Source organism: Streptomyces sp. NPDC003248 (assembly GCF_055563235.1).
This window is the reverse complement of record NZ_JBVHDT010000002.1, coordinates 253,994-271,670: the sequence shown is the minus strand read 5'-3', so window position 1 is coordinate 271,670 and position 17,677 is coordinate 253,994. Positions and strand designations below refer to the sequence as shown.

The 17,677-nt window shown below is 69.4% G+C and carries 18 protein-coding genes; 9 read left to right on the top strand and 9 right to left on the bottom strand.

The window, feature by feature from the left end; genetic code table 11:
* Positions 1–97: 97 nt before the first annotated feature.
* The 5 genes from ACZ3KJ_RS06550 to dnaA all read right to left on the bottom strand — a co-directional run bounded on the left by ACZ3KJ_RS06550 (position 98) and on the right by dnaA (position 6,956).
* Positions 98–628 (bottom strand): DciA family protein, encoded by a 531-nt coding sequence (locus tag ACZ3KJ_RS06550; RefSeq protein WP_467525104.1) that lies wholly within the window; start codon positions 626–628, stop codon positions 98–100.
* Positions 625–1,746 (bottom strand): DNA replication/repair protein RecF, encoded by a 1,122-nt coding sequence (recF, locus tag ACZ3KJ_RS06545; RefSeq protein WP_401692242.1) that lies wholly within the window; start codon positions 1,744–1,746, stop codon positions 625–627. The genes ACZ3KJ_RS06550 and recF overlap by 4 nt, the downstream gene beginning before the upstream one ends.
* A gap of 52 nt (positions 1,747–1,798) precedes the next feature.
* Positions 1,799–2,674 (bottom strand): phosphogluconate dehydrogenase (NAD(+)-dependent, decarboxylating), encoded by an 876-nt coding sequence (gene gnd, locus ACZ3KJ_RS06540; protein ID WP_389519008.1) that lies wholly within the window; start codon positions 2,672–2,674, stop codon positions 1,799–1,801.
* Positions 2,675–2,863: 189 nt separating this feature from the next.
* Positions 2,864–3,994, bottom strand: a complete 1,131-nt coding sequence (gene dnaN / locus ACZ3KJ_RS06535; RefSeq protein ID WP_389519007.1) for a DNA polymerase III subunit beta — start codon at positions 3,992–3,994, stop codon at positions 2,864–2,866.
* Positions 3,995–5,021: 1,027 nt separating this feature from the next.
* A complete protein-coding gene (dnaA, locus tag ACZ3KJ_RS06530; RefSeq protein ID WP_467525102.1) occupies positions 5,022–6,956 on the bottom strand; it encodes a chromosomal replication initiator protein DnaA in 1,935 nt (644 codons plus the stop codon).
* Between the two features lie 378 nt (positions 6,957–7,334).
* On the opposite strand from dnaA, the gene rpmH reads away from it, so the two are divergent.
* From rpmH to ACZ3KJ_RS06485, 9 genes are all read left to right on the top strand, one after another.
* Positions 7,335–7,472 carry a 50S ribosomal protein L34 gene (gene rpmH / locus ACZ3KJ_RS06525; RefSeq protein ID WP_003956500.1) on the top strand — a complete coding sequence of 46 codons (138 nt, stop codon included), beginning with the start codon at positions 7,335–7,337 and terminating at the stop codon, positions 7,470–7,472.
* A 21-nt stretch (positions 7,473–7,493) separates the two neighbouring features.
* Positions 7,494–7,865 carry a ribonuclease P protein component gene (gene rnpA, locus ACZ3KJ_RS06520; protein WP_389519005.1) on the top strand — a complete coding sequence of 124 codons (372 nt, stop codon included), beginning with the start codon at positions 7,494–7,496 and terminating at the stop codon, positions 7,863–7,865.
* Positions 7,862–8,215, top strand: coding sequence for a membrane protein insertion efficiency factor YidD (gene yidD / locus ACZ3KJ_RS06515; RefSeq protein ID WP_401692248.1), 354 nt, complete (start codon positions 7,862–7,864; stop codon positions 8,213–8,215). The genes rnpA and yidD overlap by 4 nt, the downstream gene beginning before the upstream one ends.
* 3 nt (positions 8,216–8,218) lie before the next feature.
* On the top strand, positions 8,219–9,499 hold the full coding sequence (gene yidC, locus ACZ3KJ_RS06510; protein WP_467525101.1) for a membrane protein insertase YidC: 1,281 nt from the start codon (positions 8,219–8,221) through the stop codon (positions 9,497–9,499).
* Positions 9,500–9,514: 15 nt separating this feature from the next.
* A complete protein-coding gene (locus ACZ3KJ_RS06505; protein ID WP_467525099.1) occupies positions 9,515–10,027 on the top strand; it encodes a Jag family protein in 513 nt (170 codons plus the stop codon).
* 118 nt (positions 10,028–10,145) lie between these two features.
* The gene (gene rsmG / locus ACZ3KJ_RS06500) at positions 10,146–10,862 is read left to right on the top strand and encodes a 16S rRNA (guanine(527)-N(7))-methyltransferase RsmG (RefSeq protein ID WP_389519002.1); all 717 of its coding nucleotides are present in this window, start codon (positions 10,146–10,148) and stop codon (positions 10,860–10,862) included.
* Between the two features lie 263 nt (positions 10,863–11,125).
* Positions 11,126–12,196, top strand: coding sequence for a ParA family protein (locus ACZ3KJ_RS06495; protein ID WP_401692511.1), 1,071 nt, complete (start codon positions 11,126–11,128; stop codon positions 12,194–12,196).
* Positions 12,193–13,293, top strand: a complete 1,101-nt coding sequence (locus tag ACZ3KJ_RS06490) for a ParB/RepB/Spo0J family partition protein (protein ID WP_467525097.1) — start codon at positions 12,193–12,195, stop codon at positions 13,291–13,293. The genes ACZ3KJ_RS06495 and ACZ3KJ_RS06490 overlap by 4 nt, the downstream gene beginning before the upstream one ends.
* Positions 13,294–13,661: 368 nt before the next feature.
* The gene (locus tag ACZ3KJ_RS06485; RefSeq protein ID WP_467525096.1) at positions 13,662–14,279 is read left to right on the top strand and encodes a GNAT family N-acetyltransferase; all 618 of its coding nucleotides are present in this window, start codon (positions 13,662–13,664) and stop codon (positions 14,277–14,279) included.
* A gap of 168 nt (positions 14,280–14,447) precedes the next feature.
* Here the strand turns inward: ACZ3KJ_RS06485 and trxA are convergent, their stop codons facing one another.
* From trxA to sigM, 4 genes are all read right to left on the bottom strand, one after another.
* Positions 14,448–14,777, bottom strand: a complete 330-nt coding sequence (trxA, locus tag ACZ3KJ_RS06480) for a thioredoxin (protein ID WP_467525094.1) — start codon at positions 14,775–14,777, stop codon at positions 14,448–14,450.
* 40 nt (positions 14,778–14,817) lie between these two features.
* Positions 14,818–15,786 (bottom strand): thioredoxin-disulfide reductase, encoded by a 969-nt coding sequence (gene trxB, locus ACZ3KJ_RS06475; protein ID WP_467525093.1) that lies wholly within the window; start codon positions 15,784–15,786, stop codon positions 14,818–14,820.
* Positions 15,787–15,953: 167 nt separating this feature from the next.
* On the bottom strand, positions 15,954–16,940 hold the full coding sequence (locus tag ACZ3KJ_RS06470) for an anti-sigma factor (protein ID WP_467525092.1): 987 nt from the start codon (positions 16,938–16,940) through the stop codon (positions 15,954–15,956).
* The gene (gene sigM, locus ACZ3KJ_RS06465) at positions 16,937–17,662 is read right to left on the bottom strand and encodes an RNA polymerase sigma factor SigM (protein ID WP_467525091.1); all 726 of its coding nucleotides are present in this window, start codon (positions 17,660–17,662) and stop codon (positions 16,937–16,939) included. Before sigM ends, ACZ3KJ_RS06470 begins: the two co-directional genes overlap by 4 nt.
* Positions 17,663–17,677 lie beyond the last annotated feature (15 nt).

Below are 17,677 nucleotides of genomic sequence, written 5' to 3'. Positions count from 1 at the left end.
CGTATTCGCCACCGCGTGCGAGCCGTGCGCGCCCGGACGCAACGACGGCCGGGACGGTACGAACGGACCGCCCCGGCCGCGAAATAAGTGAGGTACATCACCCGTAGGTGTCGCCGGGACCCGTGCTGCCCGGGGCCCGCAGCGGGCCGTACCGACGGGCGGGGCCGCCGGGGCCCTGCACCCTGATCTGCCGCACCCTGCCGTGTCCCAGGTCCTCGTTGAGGCGCGCGACCAGCGTCGGGGCGAGCAGCCGCAGATTCGTCGCCCACGCCGTGGAGTCGCACCGCACGACCAGGACGCGCTCGTCCTCGTCGTACCGCTCCGGCACACAGTGGTTGGCCACGTCCTCGCCGACGATCTGCGGCCAGCGGCCCATCACGCCGCCCACCGCGGCCGGCGCCTCCCAGCCGCGTTCGGTGAGCAGCCGGTTGATCGCGGCGCCGAGCGCCATGGGATCGCGGCCGTCAGCCCGCGCGCCGGAGCGCAGGCCGCCCCCGCGCCGCGCCTGTTTCTTCTGCTGCGCCGCGTCTCCCCGCGCGCGTGCCTGCTCGCGGGCCGCCCGGAGTGCCACCCGCGCCAGATCGACCCCGGAGGGCTGCGGGGTCTTGCGCGGTTCCTCGTCGCTCATACGCGTTCCACCGTCCCGTTCGACACGGCGTACCGGGCCCCCGTCAGGACGTGCGGCACGTCGTCGTCGACGGCGGCCGTCACGAGGACCTGCTCACCGGGAGCGACGAGTTCCGCGAGCCGCTCCCGGCGGCGGGCGTCCAGCTCGGCGAAGACGTCGTCGAGCACCAGCACCGGCTCGTTGCCCTCCGCGCGCAGCAGGTCGTAGGAGGCCAGCCGCAGCGCGAGCGCGTAGGACCACGACTCCCCGTGGGAGGCGTACCCCTTGGCCGGCAGCTCACCGAGCTTCAGGACCAGGTCGTCCCGGTGGGGACCGACGAGGGTGACGCCCCGTTCGATCTCCTGCTTGCGCACGTCGGCGAGCGCGGCCATCAGCTGTTCGTAGAGGTGCTCGCGTGTGTGCGCCTCGCCCGGCGCCGACGGCCGGTACTCCAGGGTGACCGGTCCGCCGCCCGGGGCCAGCTGCTCGTAGGCCTTGTCGGCGAGCGGCTGGACCGCGGCCACCAGGTCGAGCCGCTGGGCGAGCAGCTCGGCGCCCACGCGCGCGAGGTGCTGGTCCCACACGTCGAGCGTGGACAGGTCCATGGTGCGGCCACCGTGGCGACGGGCCAGCGCGGCCGACTTCAGCAGGGTGTTGCGCTGCTTCAGCACGCGCTCGTAGTCGGAGCGCACGCCCGCCATGCGCGGGGAGCGGGCGGTGATCAGCTCGTCGAGGAAGCGGCGCCGCTCACCGGGGTCTCCCTTCACCAGCGCGAGATCCTCGGGCGCGAACAGCACGGTCCGTACGATGCCCAGCACATCACGGGGCTTGACCTGCGAGGACCGGTTGATGCGGGCGCGGTTGGCCCGGCCCGGGTTCAGCTCCAGCTCGACCAGTTGCTGCCGCTCGCCCTGGCGCACCTGCGCCCGGATGACGGCGCGGTCGGCGCCCATGCGCACCAGGGGCGCGTCGGAGGCGACGCGGTGGCTGCCGAGGGTGGCGAGGTAGCCGACCGCCTCGACGAGGTTCGTCTTGCCCTGCCCGTTGGGGCCGACGAACGCCGTGACGCCCGGGTCGAGCGGGACCTCGACCCGGGCGTAGGAGCGGAAGTCGGCCAGCGACAGATGCGTGACGTGCATGGTCGTTCGCCGACCTCCCCGGGGGTTGTGGACCGCCGGGCGGCCCTGTGGACTACTTCTTCTCGACCGCGTGGCCGCCGAACTGGTTGCGCAGCGCGGCGATCATCTTCATCTGCGGCGAGTCCTCCTGGCGGGAGGCGAACCGCGCGAACAGCGAGGCCGTGATCGCCGGGAGCGGCACGGCGTTGTCGATGGCGGCCTCGACGGTCCAGCGGCCCTCGCCGGAGTCCTGGGCGAAGCCGCGGAGCTTGTCCAGGTGCTCGTCCTCGTCGAGGGCGTTGACCGCCAGGTCCAGCAGCCAGGAACGGATGACCGTGCCCTCCTGCCAGGAGCGGAACACCTCGCGCACGTCGGTGACCGAGTCGACCTTCTCCAGCAGCTCCCAGCCCTCGGCGTAGGCCTGCATCATGGCGTACTCGATGCCGTTGTGGACCATCTTCGCGAAGTGGCCCGCGCCGACCTTGCCGGCGTGCACGGAGCCGAAGTCGCCCTCGGGCTTGAGCGCGTCGAAGATCGGCTGCACCTTGGCGACGTTCTCGGCGTCGCCGCCGTACATCAGGGCGTAGCCGTTCTCCAGGCCCCAGACGCCGCCGGAGACTCCGCAGTCGACAAAGCCGATGCCCTTGGCGGCCAGCTCCTCGGCGTGCTTCTCGTCGTCGGTCCAGCGCGAGTTGCCGCCGTCCACGACGATGTCACCGGGCTCCAGCAGCTCGGCGAGCTCGTCGACGGTCGACTGGGTGGCGGGGCCGGCCGGGACCATCACCCAGACGACGCGCGGGCCCTCGAGCTTGCCCACAAGCTCTTGCAGGCTGTGGACATCGGCGAGGTCCGGATTGCGGTCGTATCCGATGACGGTGTGGCCTGCGCGGCGAATCCGCTCGCGCATGTTGCCGCCCATCTTGCCGAGGCCGACGAGACCGAGCTCCATCAGTTGTTCCTTAGGTCGCTGTGTGGCGTGTGAGGCACCTTCGTACCCCTGTCCGAGCCTAAACCCGTACCGTCACGCACACCTGTGGGCATACGCGCTCAGACGTAGGGGCCCACCTGCGGCTTCTTCCTGGGTCCGGCCGGTTGTCCACCGGGCTGTGGACAACCGGCCGGACCAGGGGATCCGGTCTCAGCCGCTCAGGCGCACCGGCATGATCAGGTACTTGTAGGCCTCGTCCGCCTCGGCGTCCACGGCCGGCTTGCCGCTGAGCAGCGCGGGCTTGGTGGACGTCGTGAAGGAGAGCTGGGCCACCGGGGAGTCGATGGCGCTCAGCCCGTCCAGCAGGAAGGTCGGGTTGAAGGCGATGGAGATGTCGTCGCCCTCCAGCTGGGCGTCGACCCTTTCCACAGCCTGTGCGTCGTCGCTGGAGCCGGCCTCCAGGATGAGCACGCCCTGCTCGAAGCTGAGCCGCACTGGGGTGTTGCGCTCGGCGACCAGGGCCACGCGCTTGACGGCCTCCACGAAGGGCGCGGTCTCGATGACGGCGATGCTGTTGAACTCGGTCGGGAACAGCGTGCGGTACTTCGGGAGGTCGCCCTCCAGCAGCCGGGTCGTCGTCCGGCGGCCGGCGCCCTCGAAACCGATCAGTCCCTCGCCGGAGCCGGAGCCGGACAGCGCCAGCGTGACGCTGTCACCGCTGGTCAGCGCCTTTGCCGTGTCCAGGAGCGTCTTGGCGGGCACCAGGGCGACCGCGGAGGCGTCCGGGTTCTCCGGCTTCCACAGGAACTCGCGGACCGCGAAGCGGTAGCGGTCGGTGGAGGCCAGCGTGACGGTGTCGCCCTCGATCTCGATGCGCACACCGGTCAGCACGGGCAGCGTGTCGTCACGGCCCGCTGCGATGGCGACCTGGGCGGCCGCGGAGGCGAAGACCTCGCCGGGGACCGTGCCCGTGGCGTTCGGCATCTGCGGCAGCGCCGGGTACTCCTCCACAGGCAGTGTGTGGAGGGTGAAGCGGGAGGAGCCGCAGACCACCGTCGCCCGTACACCGTCTGTGGAGATCTCCACCGGGCGGTTGGGGAGGGCGCGGCAGATGTCGGCCAGCAGCCGGCCGGAGACGAGGACCGTGCCCTCCTCCTCGACCTCCGCTTCCACCGACACGCGTGCGGAGACCTCGTAGTCGAAGCTGGAGAGGCTGAGGGCACCGTCGTCGGCCTTCAGCAGGAGGCCGGCGAGGACAGGCGCCGGCGGACGGGCCGGGAGGCTGCGCGCCGCCCAGGCCACTGCCTCCGCGAGTACGTCGCGTTCCACCCGGATCTTCACTCTTGCCGCCTCCTGCTGTTGCCGGCGCTTCTCGCCCTGCCTGGCTTCGTCGTCTGTCTCGGTGTCGTCGGCCCCTGTGAGGGGAAGGACCACCGGGGACCAGTCTGACGCACCGCACTGACAGTAGGTGCCCGTCGGGGTCAAGTCGTGACGAGGGACAGCCGGAGGTCCGGGAGCGAGTTGTGCACAGGACCCGCTTCGAAACGGATTCCGAGCTCTCTCTAGTCGGGAGTAGTAGTAGGGCCTGTGGATACCGTGGATAACCTCGTCTTCGCAGCTCAGAGGCGAGATTTTGTCCACGGGCCCTGTGGGCGGGGGCGGTGGACAACCGGGGCCGTCTGTGGAGAACGGAAAGTTCTGCACACCCCGTACACAGGCAGAGGGGACTTCTCCCCAGACGCGTCCCCAGGTTTACCCGTCTTTCCCACAGCCCAACCCGGCTGCTTCGTGTGACGCCTTTCACTCAGGACGGTGAGGAGGCCTCCGAGCTTGCCGAACAGTGGACAGGCATGTGGAGAAGCCGACGATCGCTGGGGACAACCCGCCCGAGCCTGTGGGTTACCGGTGGACAACTTCGTGCACAGGGTGTGGATCCTCGCTCTGTCCACAGCCTGTGGAGATCTTTCGTCCACGAATCCACAACCGGATGACCTGGTCCGATGGTCCTTCAACAGGGTCGCCTGTGGACGGGATCTGGACAACTCCGCAGTCCCCAGCCTGTGGAGGGGAAAAAGTCACCGAATCTGTGGAGGGTGGCCGTAACCCGGCAGGTAATCGAACAGCGGGTGGCCTCCGGGAGCGGCACGCTTCTCCCGCGCACGGCCCGGCAGACGTCCCCAGGAACCCCGCCGGCGCCTCTCCCACGGCAACAGGCGCCCGCAGGAGCGCACGCGTCCGGAAGCGGGGCGGAGGACGTCCGGGGGCGGGGCGGAGGACGTGCCGGGGCGTCCCGGAAGTGCTCCTGGGGACGACGAAGGGCGCCCCGGGATCACTCCCGAGACGCCCTCGACGGGTCCGTGCGGCCCGTTCAGCCGGCCTTGATGCGGTTGGTCAGCTCGGTCACCTGGTTGTAGATGGAGCGCCGCTCGGCCATCAGATTGCGGATCTTGCGGTCGGCGTGCATCACCGTCGTGTGGTCGCGGCCGCCGAACAGGGCGCCGATCTTCGGCAGCGACAGATCGGTCAGCTCGCGGCACAGGTACATGGCGATCTGCCGCGCGGTCACCAGGGCACGGCCCCGCGAGGTGCCGCACAGGTCCTCGACGGTCAGCCCGAAGTAGTCCGCCGTGGCGCTCATGATGGCCGTCGAGGTGATCTCGGGGGACGAGTCCTCGCCCCCGGGCATCAGGTCCTTCAGGACGATCTCGGTCAGCCCCAGGTCCACCGGCTGCCGGTTGAGCGAGGCGAACGCCGTCACCCGGATCAGCGCGCCCTCCAGCTCGCGGATGTTGCGCGAGATCCGCGAGGCGATGAACTCCAGCACCTCCGGCGGGGCGTTCAGCTGCTCCTGCACCGCCTTCTTGCGGAGGATCGCGATACGCGTCTCCAGCTCCGGCGGCTGCACATCGGTGATCAGGCCCCACTCGAAACGGTTCCGCAGCCGGTCCTCCAGCGTCACCAGCTGCTTGGGCGGCCGGTCACTGGAGAGCACGATCTGCTTGTTGGCGTTGTGGAGGGTGTTGAAGGTGTGGAAGAACTCCTCCTGCGTCGACTCCTTGTCCGCGAGGAACTGGATGTCGTCGACGAGCAGGATGTCCATCTCGCGGTAGCGCTTGCGGAAGCTGTCGCCCTTGCCGTCGCGGATGGAGTTGATGAACTCGTTGGTGAACTCCTCCGAGCTCACGTACCGCACGCGCGTGCCCGGGTAGAGGCTGCGCGCGTAGTGGCCGATCGCGTGCAGGAGGTGCGTCTTGCCGAGGCCCGACTCCCCGTAGATGAACAGGGGGTTGTACGCCTTCGCGGGAGCCTCGGCGACGGCGACCGCGGCCGCGTGTGCGAAGCGGTTGGACGCGCCGATGACGAACGTGTCGAAGAGGTACTTCGGGTTCAGCCGGGCCGTCGGCTCACCGGGGCCGCCGGCCGCCGCGGGCTGCGCGCCCGTCGCGCCGGGCCCGCCGGCACCCGGCTGCCCGGGACCCGGCTGGCCCCCGCGGTGCGGGTGCCCGCCGCCCGACGGATCGGGCAGCTCACGCCGGACCGGGTCCCGCTGGTCGTAGTCGGGACGCGAGGACTCGTACTCGGAGCGCTGCTGCTCGTACGGGGACGGCTCGTAGGACGGGCGGTCCATCGGCTGAGGGCGGTAGTCCTGCGGGGCGGACCCGTAGGAGTCCTGACCGGACGGGCCGCCGTAGGCGTCCTGCGACCGGGAGGCGTAGGGGTCGCGCTCGGGGAAGCCGAGCCGCTGCTGCTGCCAGCCGTAGTCGTCCTGGCCGGGGCGCGGCCAGGCGCCGGGCTCCGGCCGCTGGTACTCCGAGGGGTACGCCGGCCGGGCGGTCGGCAGCTGGTCCTGGCGGGGGCCCTGGTCCCCGGAGGGCGCCGGCGGCTGGTCGCCGCGGTGCCGGCCGTACCCCTCGTACTGGCTGTCGTAGGGCGGCCGGTCGTAGGAGCTGTCATAGGGGCCGGAGGGCCGTTCGGGCTCCTCGTAGCGCGGCGGGGCGGGGGGCGCGGGCGGCGTCGGCGGCTCGCCCGCGGAGTCGTCGACGGTGATCGCGATACGGATCGGGCGGCCGCACTCGCGGCTCAGGGTCTCGCTGACGATGGGGGCCAGACGGCCCTCCAGCACACCCTTCGCGAATTCGTTCGGTACGGCGAGCAGGGCGGTGTCGGCGACCAGCGCCAGCGGCTGGCAGCGCCGGATCCAGTGCTCGTCCTTCGTCTCGACGCCCTGGCCGCGCCCCTCCCCGAGCAGCTGCTCCAGTACGCGTGGCCACACTGCGGCAAGATCGGCAGGTACGTCAGCCACAGGGCACGCTCTCTCACAGGTCCCACGAACGTGTGACGGTGGGACGGGTCGGTTTCACATCGGGGCGGGTCAGGGACAAGGGAACGAATCGGAGTCCAGCCACGGTAGTCAGCGCGGCGGGTACGGTTCAAGTTGTTGTCCCCAGGCTGTGGATAGTGTCTCCCGGTGACCGTTGGTTTGACCGGATGGCGTAGCCGCGCGTACCGTAACCAGGTCGAGTTGTCGATGGCTGCTGCCGCCTGCCTCCGATGGGCACAGATCGCGTCAAAGGTGATCGGGAAGCGGTGCACTCGGGCGCTGAACGCGAGCTACTCGTGGGCGCACGGTGACAGCCAGGACGGCACCCCGCCACTACCGATTGATTTCTGGAGCCCCCGAGTGAGCAAGCGCACCTTCCAGCCGAACAACCGTCGTCGCGCGAAGACCCACGGCTTCCGGCTGCGTATGCGCACCCGTGCCGGCCGCGCGATCCTCGCGTCCCGCCGTAGCAAGGGTCGCGCCCGTCTGTCCGCCTGATCCCGGTCAGGTCATGCCGTCGTGCTGCCCACCGAGAACCGGCTGAGGCGGCGCGAGGACTTCGCGACCGCGGTACGACGGGGCCGTCGGGCCGGACGCCCGACTCTCGTCGTCCATCTTCGTAGCGGTGCCACGGACCCGCACGCGCCTGGGGAGAGCGCTCCCCCGACGCGTGCGGGTTTCGTCGTGAGCAAGGCGGTGGGAGGAGCGGTCGTCCGCAACGCGGTGAAGCGCCGACTCCGCCATCTGATGCGCGACCGAGTCGCCCTCTTGCCCCCCGGTAGCCTGGTAGTCGTACGGGCGCTGCCCGGGGCGGGTGACGCCGACCACGCACAGCTGGCCCAAGACCTTGATGCCGCCCTTCAACGGCTACTGGGAGGGGGCGCGCGATGAAGTACCCGCTGCTGGCCCTGATCAAGCTCTACCAGTGGACGATCAGTCCGCTGCTCGGGCCGGTGTGCAAGTACTACCCGTCGTGCTCCCACTACGGCTACACGGCCATCGACCGGCACGGCGCGATCAAGGGAACAGCCCTCACCGCCTGGCGCATCCTGCGGTGCAACCCCTGGTCGCTGGGAGGCGTGGACCACGTCCCGCCGCGCAAGCGCCCGCGGTGGCACGAGGCGCTGCGCGATGCCTGGCGCGCACGCAAGGGCGGGCCCTCCGCCGCCGAAACGGCCACCGAAGAGAATCGCTCTTCGAGCCCGGCCGCAGAGACCCCGTCCCATGCCCAAGGAGCATGATTAGTGGACACGATCGCAAGCCTCTTCAGTTTCATCACCACACCCGTCTCCTGGGTCATCGTCCAGTTCCACACGGTGTACGGCTCCCTCTTCGGCCCGGACACGGGATGGGCCTGGGGCCTGTCCATCGTGTCCCTGGTGATCCTCATCCGGATCTGCCTGATCCCGCTCTTCGTGAAGCAGATCAAGGCGACGCGGGCGATGCAGACGCTGCAGCCCGAGATGAAGAAGATCCAGGAGCGCTACAAGAACGACAAGCAGCGCCAGTCCGAAGAGATGATGAAGCTCTACAAGGAGACGGGCACCAACCCGCTCTCCTCGTGCCTTCCCATCCTGGCGCAGTCCCCGTTCTTCTTCGCGCTGTACCACGTGCTCAACGGCATCGCCAACGGTGACACCATCGGTGTGATCAACCAGAGCCTGCTGGAGAGCGCGCAGAAGGCGCACATCTTCGGCGCCCCGCTGGCGGCGAAGTTCACCGACAGCGCCTCGGACGTGGCCGCACTCGACGCTTCGCTGACCAGTGTCCGCATCGTCACCGCGATCATGATCGTCCTGATGTCGGCCTCGCAGTTCTTCACGCAGCGCCAGCTGATGACGAAGAACGTCGACACCACGGTGAAGACGCCGTTCATGCAGCAGCAGAAGATGCTGATGTACGTCTTCCCGATCATGTTCGCCGTCTTCGGCATCAACTTCCCGGTCGGTGTCCTCGTCTACTGGCTGACCACCAACGTGTGGACCATGGGCCAGCAGATGTACGTCATCCACAACAACCCGACCCCGGGTTCCAAGGCGCAGGCCGCCTACCTGGAGCGCCTGCACAAGCGCGTCACGCAGCACGGCAAGACCCGTGGCCGCGGTGAGAAGGCCATCGTCAAGGCGATCGTGGCCAAGGGCCGGGACCGCAACGAGTTCGAGCGCAAGTTCATCAACGGTCTCAGCAAGGCAGGTCTCGCGGCACAGGCCGACGGCACCGTGGCGAAGGGCGAGACCCAGATCGACACCCTGACCGAGGACGGCACGCCCCTGACGGCGGCCGCCGCGGCCAAGCGCCAGCAGCCCAAGCGCCAGTCCAAGTCACAGCGCCAGTCCGGGGGCCCCAAGGCGGCCGGCGAGACGACGACCTCGCTGACCAAGTCCGACGCTCCGCAGGACGCCAAGCCCGCCGACGTCGCGAAGCCCGCCGGTCCCGCGAAGCCCGCCGGCGGTACCCGCAGCAAGGCCCAGTCCGGGCAGCGCAAGGGTGGACCGCAGCGCCCCAAGTCCCCGTCCAAGAAGTAAGAAGGAGCCCATCCCGTGACGGAAGGCACCACCTCCGCCGCCGCCGAAGGTGCAGACACCCTGACCCGCCTGGAGCAGGAGGGCGAGATCGCGGCGGACTACCTCGAGGGTCTGCTGGACATCGCCGATCTCGACGGCGACATCGACATGGACGTCGAGGCCGATCGGGCCTCTGTGTCGATCATCAGCGACACGGGCACCCGTGACCTGCAGAAGCTGGTCGGCCGGGACGGCGAGGTGCTGGAGGCGCTGCAGGAGCTGACGCGCCTGGCCGTGCACCGGGAGACCGGCGACCGCAGCCGGCTGATGCTGGACATCGCGGGCTACCGGGCCAAGAAGCGCACCGAGCTCTCCGAACTGGGCGCCAAGACCGCGGCCGACGCGAAGAACAGCGGCGAGCCGGTGAAGCTGAAGCCGATGACGCCCTTCGAGCGCAAGGTCGTCCACGACGCCGTCAAGGCGGCCGGTCTGCGCAGCGAGTCCGAGGGCGAGGAGCCGCAGCGCTTCGTCGTCGTGCTTCCCAACTGATTCGGTTCCACGTTCCCCCCGGCCCCGTCTGTTGTGCAGGCGGGGCCGGTCTTTGTCAGCCTGGTAGTTCTGGTGATCGGCGCCGAGTACGCCGATGCGGTACGGAAGGACGGTCCCCGTGACGGAGGCAGCGGAGCTTCCCCCTGCGCCCGAGCAGGCACGCGAGGTATTCGGTGAGCGCTTCGCGGATGCGGTTCGGTACGCCGAGCTCCTGGCCGAGGCAGGAGTGCAGCGCGGGCTCATCGGGCCCCGGGAGGTGCCCCGCCTCTGGGAGCGGCACCTGCTGAACTGCGCGGTGCTCTCCGAGGCCGTACCGGAAGACGTGACGGTGTGCGACGTCGGCTCCGGCGCGGGCCTGCCGGGGATCCCTCTGGCACTCGTCCGCGAGGACCTGAAGATCACCCTGCTGGAGCCGCTCCTGCGGCGCACCAACTTCCTCACCGAGGTCGTCGAACTCCTCGGCCTGGACCATGTCACCGTCGTGCGCGGGCGCGCCGAAGAGGTCATGGGCAAACTGCCTCCGGTCCATGTGGTCACCGCCCGAGCAGTGGCACCACTGGACCGTCTCGCCACCTGGGGCATCCCCCTGCTGCGCCCCTACGGCGAGATGCTGGCCCTCAAGGGGGACACCGCCGAGGACGAGCTGAAGAGCGCGGCGACCGCGCTGAGCAAGCTGGGCGCGGTCAGCACGTCGATCCTGCACGTCGGCGAGGGCGTCGTCGACCCGCTTTCCACAGTGGTCCGGGTGGAGGTCGGGGAGAGCCCTGGCGGAGTGCGCTTCGCGGCCAAGCGGGCCAAAGCGGCCCGGACCAGCCGCACCCGTCGCCGTCGCTGACCCGGTCGCGACCGGCGGTACTCCACACAAGCTGCGCAACCTGCGCAAGACGGAGTGTCGCGACAGTTCGGCCGCGGGCGCTGTGCATCGTGTTTCACGTGAAACGTCGCTCACTGCTGCAGGGCATCATCAGCCGGGGCCGCGCCGCGGCCGAACCTCGCGACCGCAGGCCTCTCGGCTCACTCGACAAGGGTGCGGAGTTGTCCACAGAGGTGGATTTCTCCACAGAAGACCAGGGCTCACTGGTTCCCCACCCCGGAGACATGGGAGGCTCTGTTCATTGCGAGCCTGAAGTCGAGGAGAGTGAATCCTTGCGGTCCGACGCCAACATCGCGGGACCGATGACCGATCCGGTCCCCGGTCCCCGTACCGAGTCGATGGGGGAGGATGTTTCACGTGAAACACCGCCCCCGATGGACGACACTCCCATCGGTCGCGCGGCCCAACTGGCGGTGGAAGCTCTGGGCCGTGCCGGCGAGGGTCTGCCACGGCCCGAGCAGACGCGCATCGTCGTGGTGGCCAACCAGAAGGGCGGTGTGGGCAAGACGACGACGACCGTCAACCTTGCCGCTTCCCTGGCCCTGCACGGGAACCGTGTGCTGGTGATCGACCTGGACCCGCAGGGCAATGCGTCCACCGCCCTGGGTATCGATCACCATGCCGAGGTCCCGTCCATCTACGACGTGTTGGTCGAGAGCCGTCCTCTCTCGGAAGTCGTTCAGCCGGTCCCGGATGTCGAAGGCCTCTTCTGTGCTCCGGCCACCATCGATCTCGCCGGTGCGGAGATCGAGCTGGTGTCCCTGGTGGCACGCGAGAGCCGACTGCAACGAGCGATCCAGGCGTACGAGCAGCCGCTGGACTATGTCCTCATCGACTGTCCGCCCTCGCTCGGCCTGCTGACCGTCAACGCGATGGTGGCGGGCCAGGAGGTCCTCATCCCGATCCAGTGCGAGTACTACGCGCTGGAGGGCCTGGGCCAGTTGCTCCGCAACGTCGACCTGGTGCGGGGGCACCTCAACCCCACTCTGCATGTGTCGACCATCCTGCTCACCATGTACGACGGCCGAACGCGTCTTGCGTCGCAGGTCGCGGAAGAGGTGCGCACCCACTTCGGCGACGAGGTGCTGCGGACGAGCATTCCCCGCTCGGTCCGCATCTCCGAAGCACCGAGCTACGGGCAGACGGTGCTGACGTACGATCCTGGATCGAGCGGAGCCCTCTCCTACCTTGAGGCGGCCCGTGAGATCGCGCTGAGGGGCGTCGGCGTGAGCTACGACGCCACGCACGCCCACATCGGGGCACAGAACAATCCGAGCATGGAGGGGATCCAGTGAGTGAGCGACGGAGGGGGTTGGGTCGTGGTCTTGGCGCACTGATCCCCGCTGCCCCGACCGAGAAGACGCCGGCTTCGTCCGGCTTGGGAGGTGGCCCCTCGGCGTCCCCCGCAGCGGTTCCCCTGCTGACGGGTGACCGTGGGGTGGCCGCGGCACGAGTAGCGACCCTGCCGCCTGTTTCACGTGAAACCGAGGAACCGGCGCCGCAGGCCGCGGGGGAGACACCTGCCCCTCCCCTGGGGGCTCACTTCGCCGAGATCCCCCTCGACGCCATCACGCCGAACCCGCGCCAGCCGCGTGAGGTCTTCGACGAGGACGCGCTGCACGAACTGATCACCTCCATCAAGGAGGTCGGTCTCCTCCAGCCCGTCGTCGTACGGCAGCTGGGACCCGGGCGTTACGAACTCATCATGGGTGAGCGGCGCTGGCGGGCCTGCCGTGAAGCGGGCCTGGAAGCGATCCCCGCGATCGTGCGGGCCACGGAGGACGAGAAGCTCCTTCTGGACGCCCTCCTGGAGAACCTCCACCGGGCGCAGCTGAACCCGCTGGAGGAGGCAGCCGCCTACGACCAGCTCCTGAAGGACTTCAACTGCACCCACGACCAGCTGGCGGACCGCATCGGCCGGTCCCGCCCGCAGGTCTCCAACACCTTGCGTCTGCTGAAGCTCTCTCCCGCGGTCCAGCGGCGGGTGGGGGCCGGGGTGCTCTCCGCCGGCCATGCCCGGGCGCTGCTCTCCGTCGAGGACTCCGAGGAGCAGGACCGACTGGCGCACCGGATCGTGGCCGAGGGACTGTCGGTGCGGGCCGTCGAGGAGATCGTGACCCTCATGGGATCGCGGCCTCAGAGCCCGCAGCGTTCCAAGGGCCCCCGTGCCGGCGGCCGGGTCTCCCCGGCGCTGTCCGACCTCGCCACCCGGCTCTCGGACCGCTTCGAGACGCGGGTGAAGGTCGACCTGGGACAGAAGAAGGGCAAGATCACCGTCGAGTTCGCCTCCATGGAGGACCTGGAGCGCATCCTCGACAGCCTCGCTCCGGGAGAAGGGCCCGTCCTGCAGAAGGGCGTCGCCGAGGACGAGCCCGAGGCGACGGAGGACTGAGCCCTCCTGCGGGCCGAGTTCACCTCCCGCGGTCGGGCAACCCCGTCCAGCGGCCGGGGCGAGCGTCCCGTGAGGGCCGTACGAGCGAGCCGTGTCCGGTGTGTGCCGGACACGGCTCGCTCTTTGCTTTCATGCAGTGTCGAGCCAATCGCTTCGTGGATACGATGCGTTGGGAGTATGGCGCATCCACCGAGCAGCACCTCTGAGGGGGAGGCGGAGGCCATGCGAACGATGAGCCGGACCGGACTGGTGAGTGCGGGACTGGGACTGGGCGCGGTCGGAGGCTTCGTCGGCAGCCTGCTCAGGGAACGGAGCGCTCTGACAGCCGCCCGCGATGCCGCGGGCGAAGGAAGCGAGGAACAGCCTTCATGGGGCGTCGGCTCGTACCGCTCACGCTGGACAACCTCACGGACCTTCCCCAGCGCTGCCGCTCGTGTGTCTTCTGGGAACTGGACCCCGTCAGCGGAAAGGCCGCGCTGAGCGAGGGCACGGCCGTCGAGGAGAAGGAGGCCTGGATCTCCGCCGTCCTGCTGGACTGGGGCTCCTGCGGCCGGGTCGTCTACGTCGATGACGTCCCTGTCGGCTTCGTGCTCTACGCGCCGCCCGCGTACGTGCCCCGTTCGACGGCGTTCCCCACGAGCCCGGTGTCCCCGGACGCCGTGCAGCTGATGACGGCGTTCATCATGCCCGGCTACCAGGGCCAAGGGCTTGGCCGGGTGATGGTGCAGACAGTGGCGAAGGATCTGCTGCGCCGGGGATTCAAGGCGATCGAGGCGTTCGGCGATGCCCGGTGGAAAGAACCCGCTTGTCTTCTCCCCGCCGACCATCTGCTGGCGGTGGGCTTCAAGACGGTCCGTCCGCACCCCGCTCACCCGCGGCTGAGGCTGGAGTTGCGGACCACGCTCTCTTGGAAGGAAGACGTGGAGATGGCACTCGACCGTCTGCTGGGAGCGGTTCAGAAGGAGCCGGCGCTGCGGCCGTTGTGACGGCGCCGCGGCCGGTGGCACGAGTGCTCACTACGACCGGTCGGCGGAGCGGTCGCTCAGACCATATGGGGATACACAGCATGGACAGACGAATGGGCCAGCCCGTCGGGGCTGGCCCATTCGTGTTTCACGTGAAACATCGGCCGACGAGGTGCCGGCTCCAGAACGTCATTCGGCGATGAAGTCCTCGAGGTCGCGGACGATCGCGGCCTTCGGCTTGGCGCCGACGATGGTCTTGGCGACCTCGCCGTTCTGGTAGACGTTCAGAGTCGGGATCGACATGACGCCGTACTTGGCGGCCGTACCCGGGTTCTCGTCGATGTTGAGCTTGACGATCTCGATCTTGTCGCCGTACTCGTTGGCGATCGCCTCGAGGGACGGAGTGATCTGGCGGCACGGGCCGCACCAAGCGGCCCAGAAGTCCACCAGGACGGGCTTGTCGCTCTTGAGGACGTCCTGCTCGAAGGAGTCGTCGGTCACGTTCTTCAGGTTGGCCACGGCGGGCTCCTTTAACTGTGTGCGGTGGGGCGGGAGGAGGTCAGACGGCGGTCTTCTCGGGCTCGGCCTGCTCCTCGTCGGCGAGGGCTGCGAGGAAGCGCTCGGCGTCGAGAGCGGCGGAGCAGCCGGTCCCGGCTGCGGTGATCGCCTGGCGGTAGGTGTGGTCGACCACGTCACCTGCGCCGAAGACACCGGTCAGGTTCGTCCGGGTGGAGGGCGAGGCGACCTTCAGGTAGCCCTCCTCGTCCAGGTCGAGCTGGCCCTTGAAGAGCTCAGTGCGCGGGTCGTGGCCGATCGCGATGAACAGACCGGTCACCGGCAGGTCGGAGAGTTCACCGGTCTTGAGGTTGCGCAGCTTCAGGCTCGCCAGCTTCTGGTCGCCCTGGATCTCGGCTACCTCGCTGTCCCAGACGAACTTGATCTTCGAGTCGGCGAAGGCACGCTCCTGCATCGCCTTGGAGGCACGCAGGGTGTCGCGGCGGTGGACGATCGTCACCGACTTGGCGAAGCGGGAGAGGAAGGTCGCCTCCTCCATCGCGGTGTCGCCGCCGCCGATCACGGCGATGTCCTGGTCCTTGAAGAAGAACCCGTCGCAGGTGGCGCACCACGAGACACCGCGGCCGGACAGAGCGTCCTCGTTCGGCAGGCCGAGCTTGCGGTGCTGCGAGCCGGTGGTGACGATGACGGCCTTGGCGCGGTGGACGGTACCGGCGGTGTCCGTGACGGTCTTGATCTCACCGGTCAGGTCGACGGAGACGACGTCATCGGGAATGAGCTCGGCACCGAACCGCTCGGCCTGGGCGCGCATGTTGTCCATGAGTTCGGGGCCCATGATGCCGTCGCGGAAGCCGGGGAAGTTCTCCACTTCGGTGGTGTTCATCAGTGCACCGCCCGCGGTGACGGCACCTTCGAAGACCAGCGGCTTCAGCGATGCGCGCGCGGTGTACAGCGCCGCGGTATAGCCGGCGGGCCCGGAGCCGATGATGATCACGTTACGGACGTCGCTCACGGCTTGATTCCTCGTCTCTGGTCAACGTCGTTCGACCGGTGGGAGCCTGACTGAACTCTCACCCCACCCAACGGATCCTAAGGGGCGCGCATTCCCGGTGTGGCCGGGCACACGGAGGTCTGACACCGTACGGGACACCACGCGGGAGAGAGTCGATGCCTGAGCCGTCAGCGGCGGGTGTAGGTGCCCTGAAGGAACACCTCGGCCGGTCCTGCCGACCGCTGCTCCACACAGGTCGCGTCCATGAGGTAGGCGGTGACCTTGGTGCTGTCGGACGTGGGCAGGACGACGAGGAGAGCGTCCTTGCCCTGGTACGTGCCGGGCTCGGTGGCGAGCGCCGCTTCGCTCCGGCCGATGCCCTTCTGGACGCACGGAGGGACCGTCGGCTGTTGCAGGAGTGTGGGCCCCCTGACCTCGGGCTCGCTCTGCGCCCCCATCTCATCCGGATTCCGGGATCCTGCGGCCTCGGCGAGGAGGTTGGTGACGTGCTGCTCCAGACTGCTTGCGGCGAAGGTGTCGGCGGCAGTGGACGAGGGCCCTGCCGGGCTCCCGGAGTCGGCATCCTCCGTCAGCGATGACACCAGGACCGAGCCGAGCCCCAGGGCGGCCACGGCGAGGACGGTGCCCAGTGCGGCTACCTTGCGGCGCCCCCTCTTCGTACGTGCCTTGCGGCCCGGACCTGTGGCGGAGCCGCGGGCATGCCCTACGGGGCGGGACGCGGCTGCCGATGTTTCACGTGAAACATGTGGAGCGGGATCGGGCTCCGGCTCGGAAGCCGATTCGGCGAGGGGGGCCCGAGCCGTGGAAGCGACTGTTCGATCCGGAGATGCGACCTGGTCCGCAGGAGAGGTCTGGTCCGCGGAGGAGGTCTGGTCCGTGACCGTGGCGTCGGGTGCGGTGGCGTCGAGCAGGGCTTCCGCCGCGAGTGCGGCGTCGATGCGGTGGGCCACGTCGTCCGGCATGCGCGGTGCTCCGGGCAGGGTGCCCAGGAGACCACGGATCTCCTCCAGCGACGCGTGGACGTCCGCGCAGAGGACGCACGCGTCCAGATGCCGCCGGACGTCGGCACTGCGGGACGGCGGCAGCAGGCCCTCGGTGAGATCGGAGATCTCCTCGACGTCCGGGTGCCCGGTCGTGTCCGTCATCGATGTCACGCTCGCCCACCTCCGCCCTTCACAGCAGCTGAATCGCCCGTCCCGGCGCCGTCCGGTCCCTCGCCATGAGGTTCCGCTGCGGGTGGGACGGATGTCCCCTGCGCCCGGTTCCGTCCCGCCGCGTCGTCCCGCTCGTCGTCGCCGCTCCCGGACCTGAGATGGGTGAGCAGGGGAAGCAGCTTGGCTCTTCCCCGGGCACAGCGGCTCTTCACCGTTCCGGGCGGGACGTCGAGCACACGGGCGGCCTCGGCGACCGGGTAGCCCTGCATGTCGACGAGGACGAGCGCGGCGCGTTGGTCGGGCGGGAGCGTGCCGAGGGCTTCCAGAAGCTGGCGGTGCAGGTCGTTGCGCTCCGCCGGGGCCGAGGCCGCCTCGTGCGGCTCCAGCAGCTGCTCCAGGCGTTCGGTGTCGTCGACCGGAGAGGTCTTGCGGGAGGCCACCTTGCGGGCCCGGTCCAGACAGGCGTTCACCGTGATGCGGTGCAGCCAGGTCGTGACGGCCGACTGGCCACGGAAGGTGTGGGCGGCCCGGTAGGCGGAAACGAGGGCGTCCTGGACCGCGTCAGCGGCTTCCTCGCGATCCCCAAGGGTCCGCAGCGCCACCGCCCACAGTCGGTCGCGATGGCGCCGTACGAGCTCCCCGAAGGCCTCGGGGTCGCCGTCCACATGACGGGCGAGGAGGTCCTGGTCGCTTGCGTCGCCGTACGCGGTGCCTTCAGCCATCGGCCCCCTCCCCTC

Coding starts and splice junctions, on each gene's coding strand:
- ACZ3KJ_RS06550 (WP_467525104.1), bottom strand. CDS start 628: ATGAGCGACGAGGAACCGCGCAAGACCCCGCAGCCCTCCGGGGTCGAT.
- recF (WP_401692242.1), bottom strand. CDS start 1,746: ATGCACGTCACGCATCTGTCGCTGGCCGACTTCCGCTCCTACGCCCGG.
- gnd (WP_389519008.1), bottom strand. CDS start 2,674: ATGGAGCTCGGTCTCGTCGGCCTCGGCAAGATGGGCGGCAACATGCGC.
- yidD (WP_401692248.1), top strand. CDS start 7,862: ATGAAGTACCCGCTGCTGGCCCTGATCAAGCTCTACCAGTGGACGATC.
- ACZ3KJ_RS06495 (WP_401692511.1), top strand. CDS start 11,126: ATGGGAGGCTCTGTTCATTGCGAGCCTGAAGTCGAGGAGAGTGAATCC.
- ACZ3KJ_RS06485 (WP_467525096.1), top strand. CDS start 13,662: ATGGGGCGTCGGCTCGTACCGCTCACGCTGGACAACCTCACGGACCTT.
- sigM (WP_467525091.1), bottom strand. CDS start 17,662: ATGGCTGAAGGCACCGCGTACGGCGACGCAAGCGACCAGGACCTCCTC.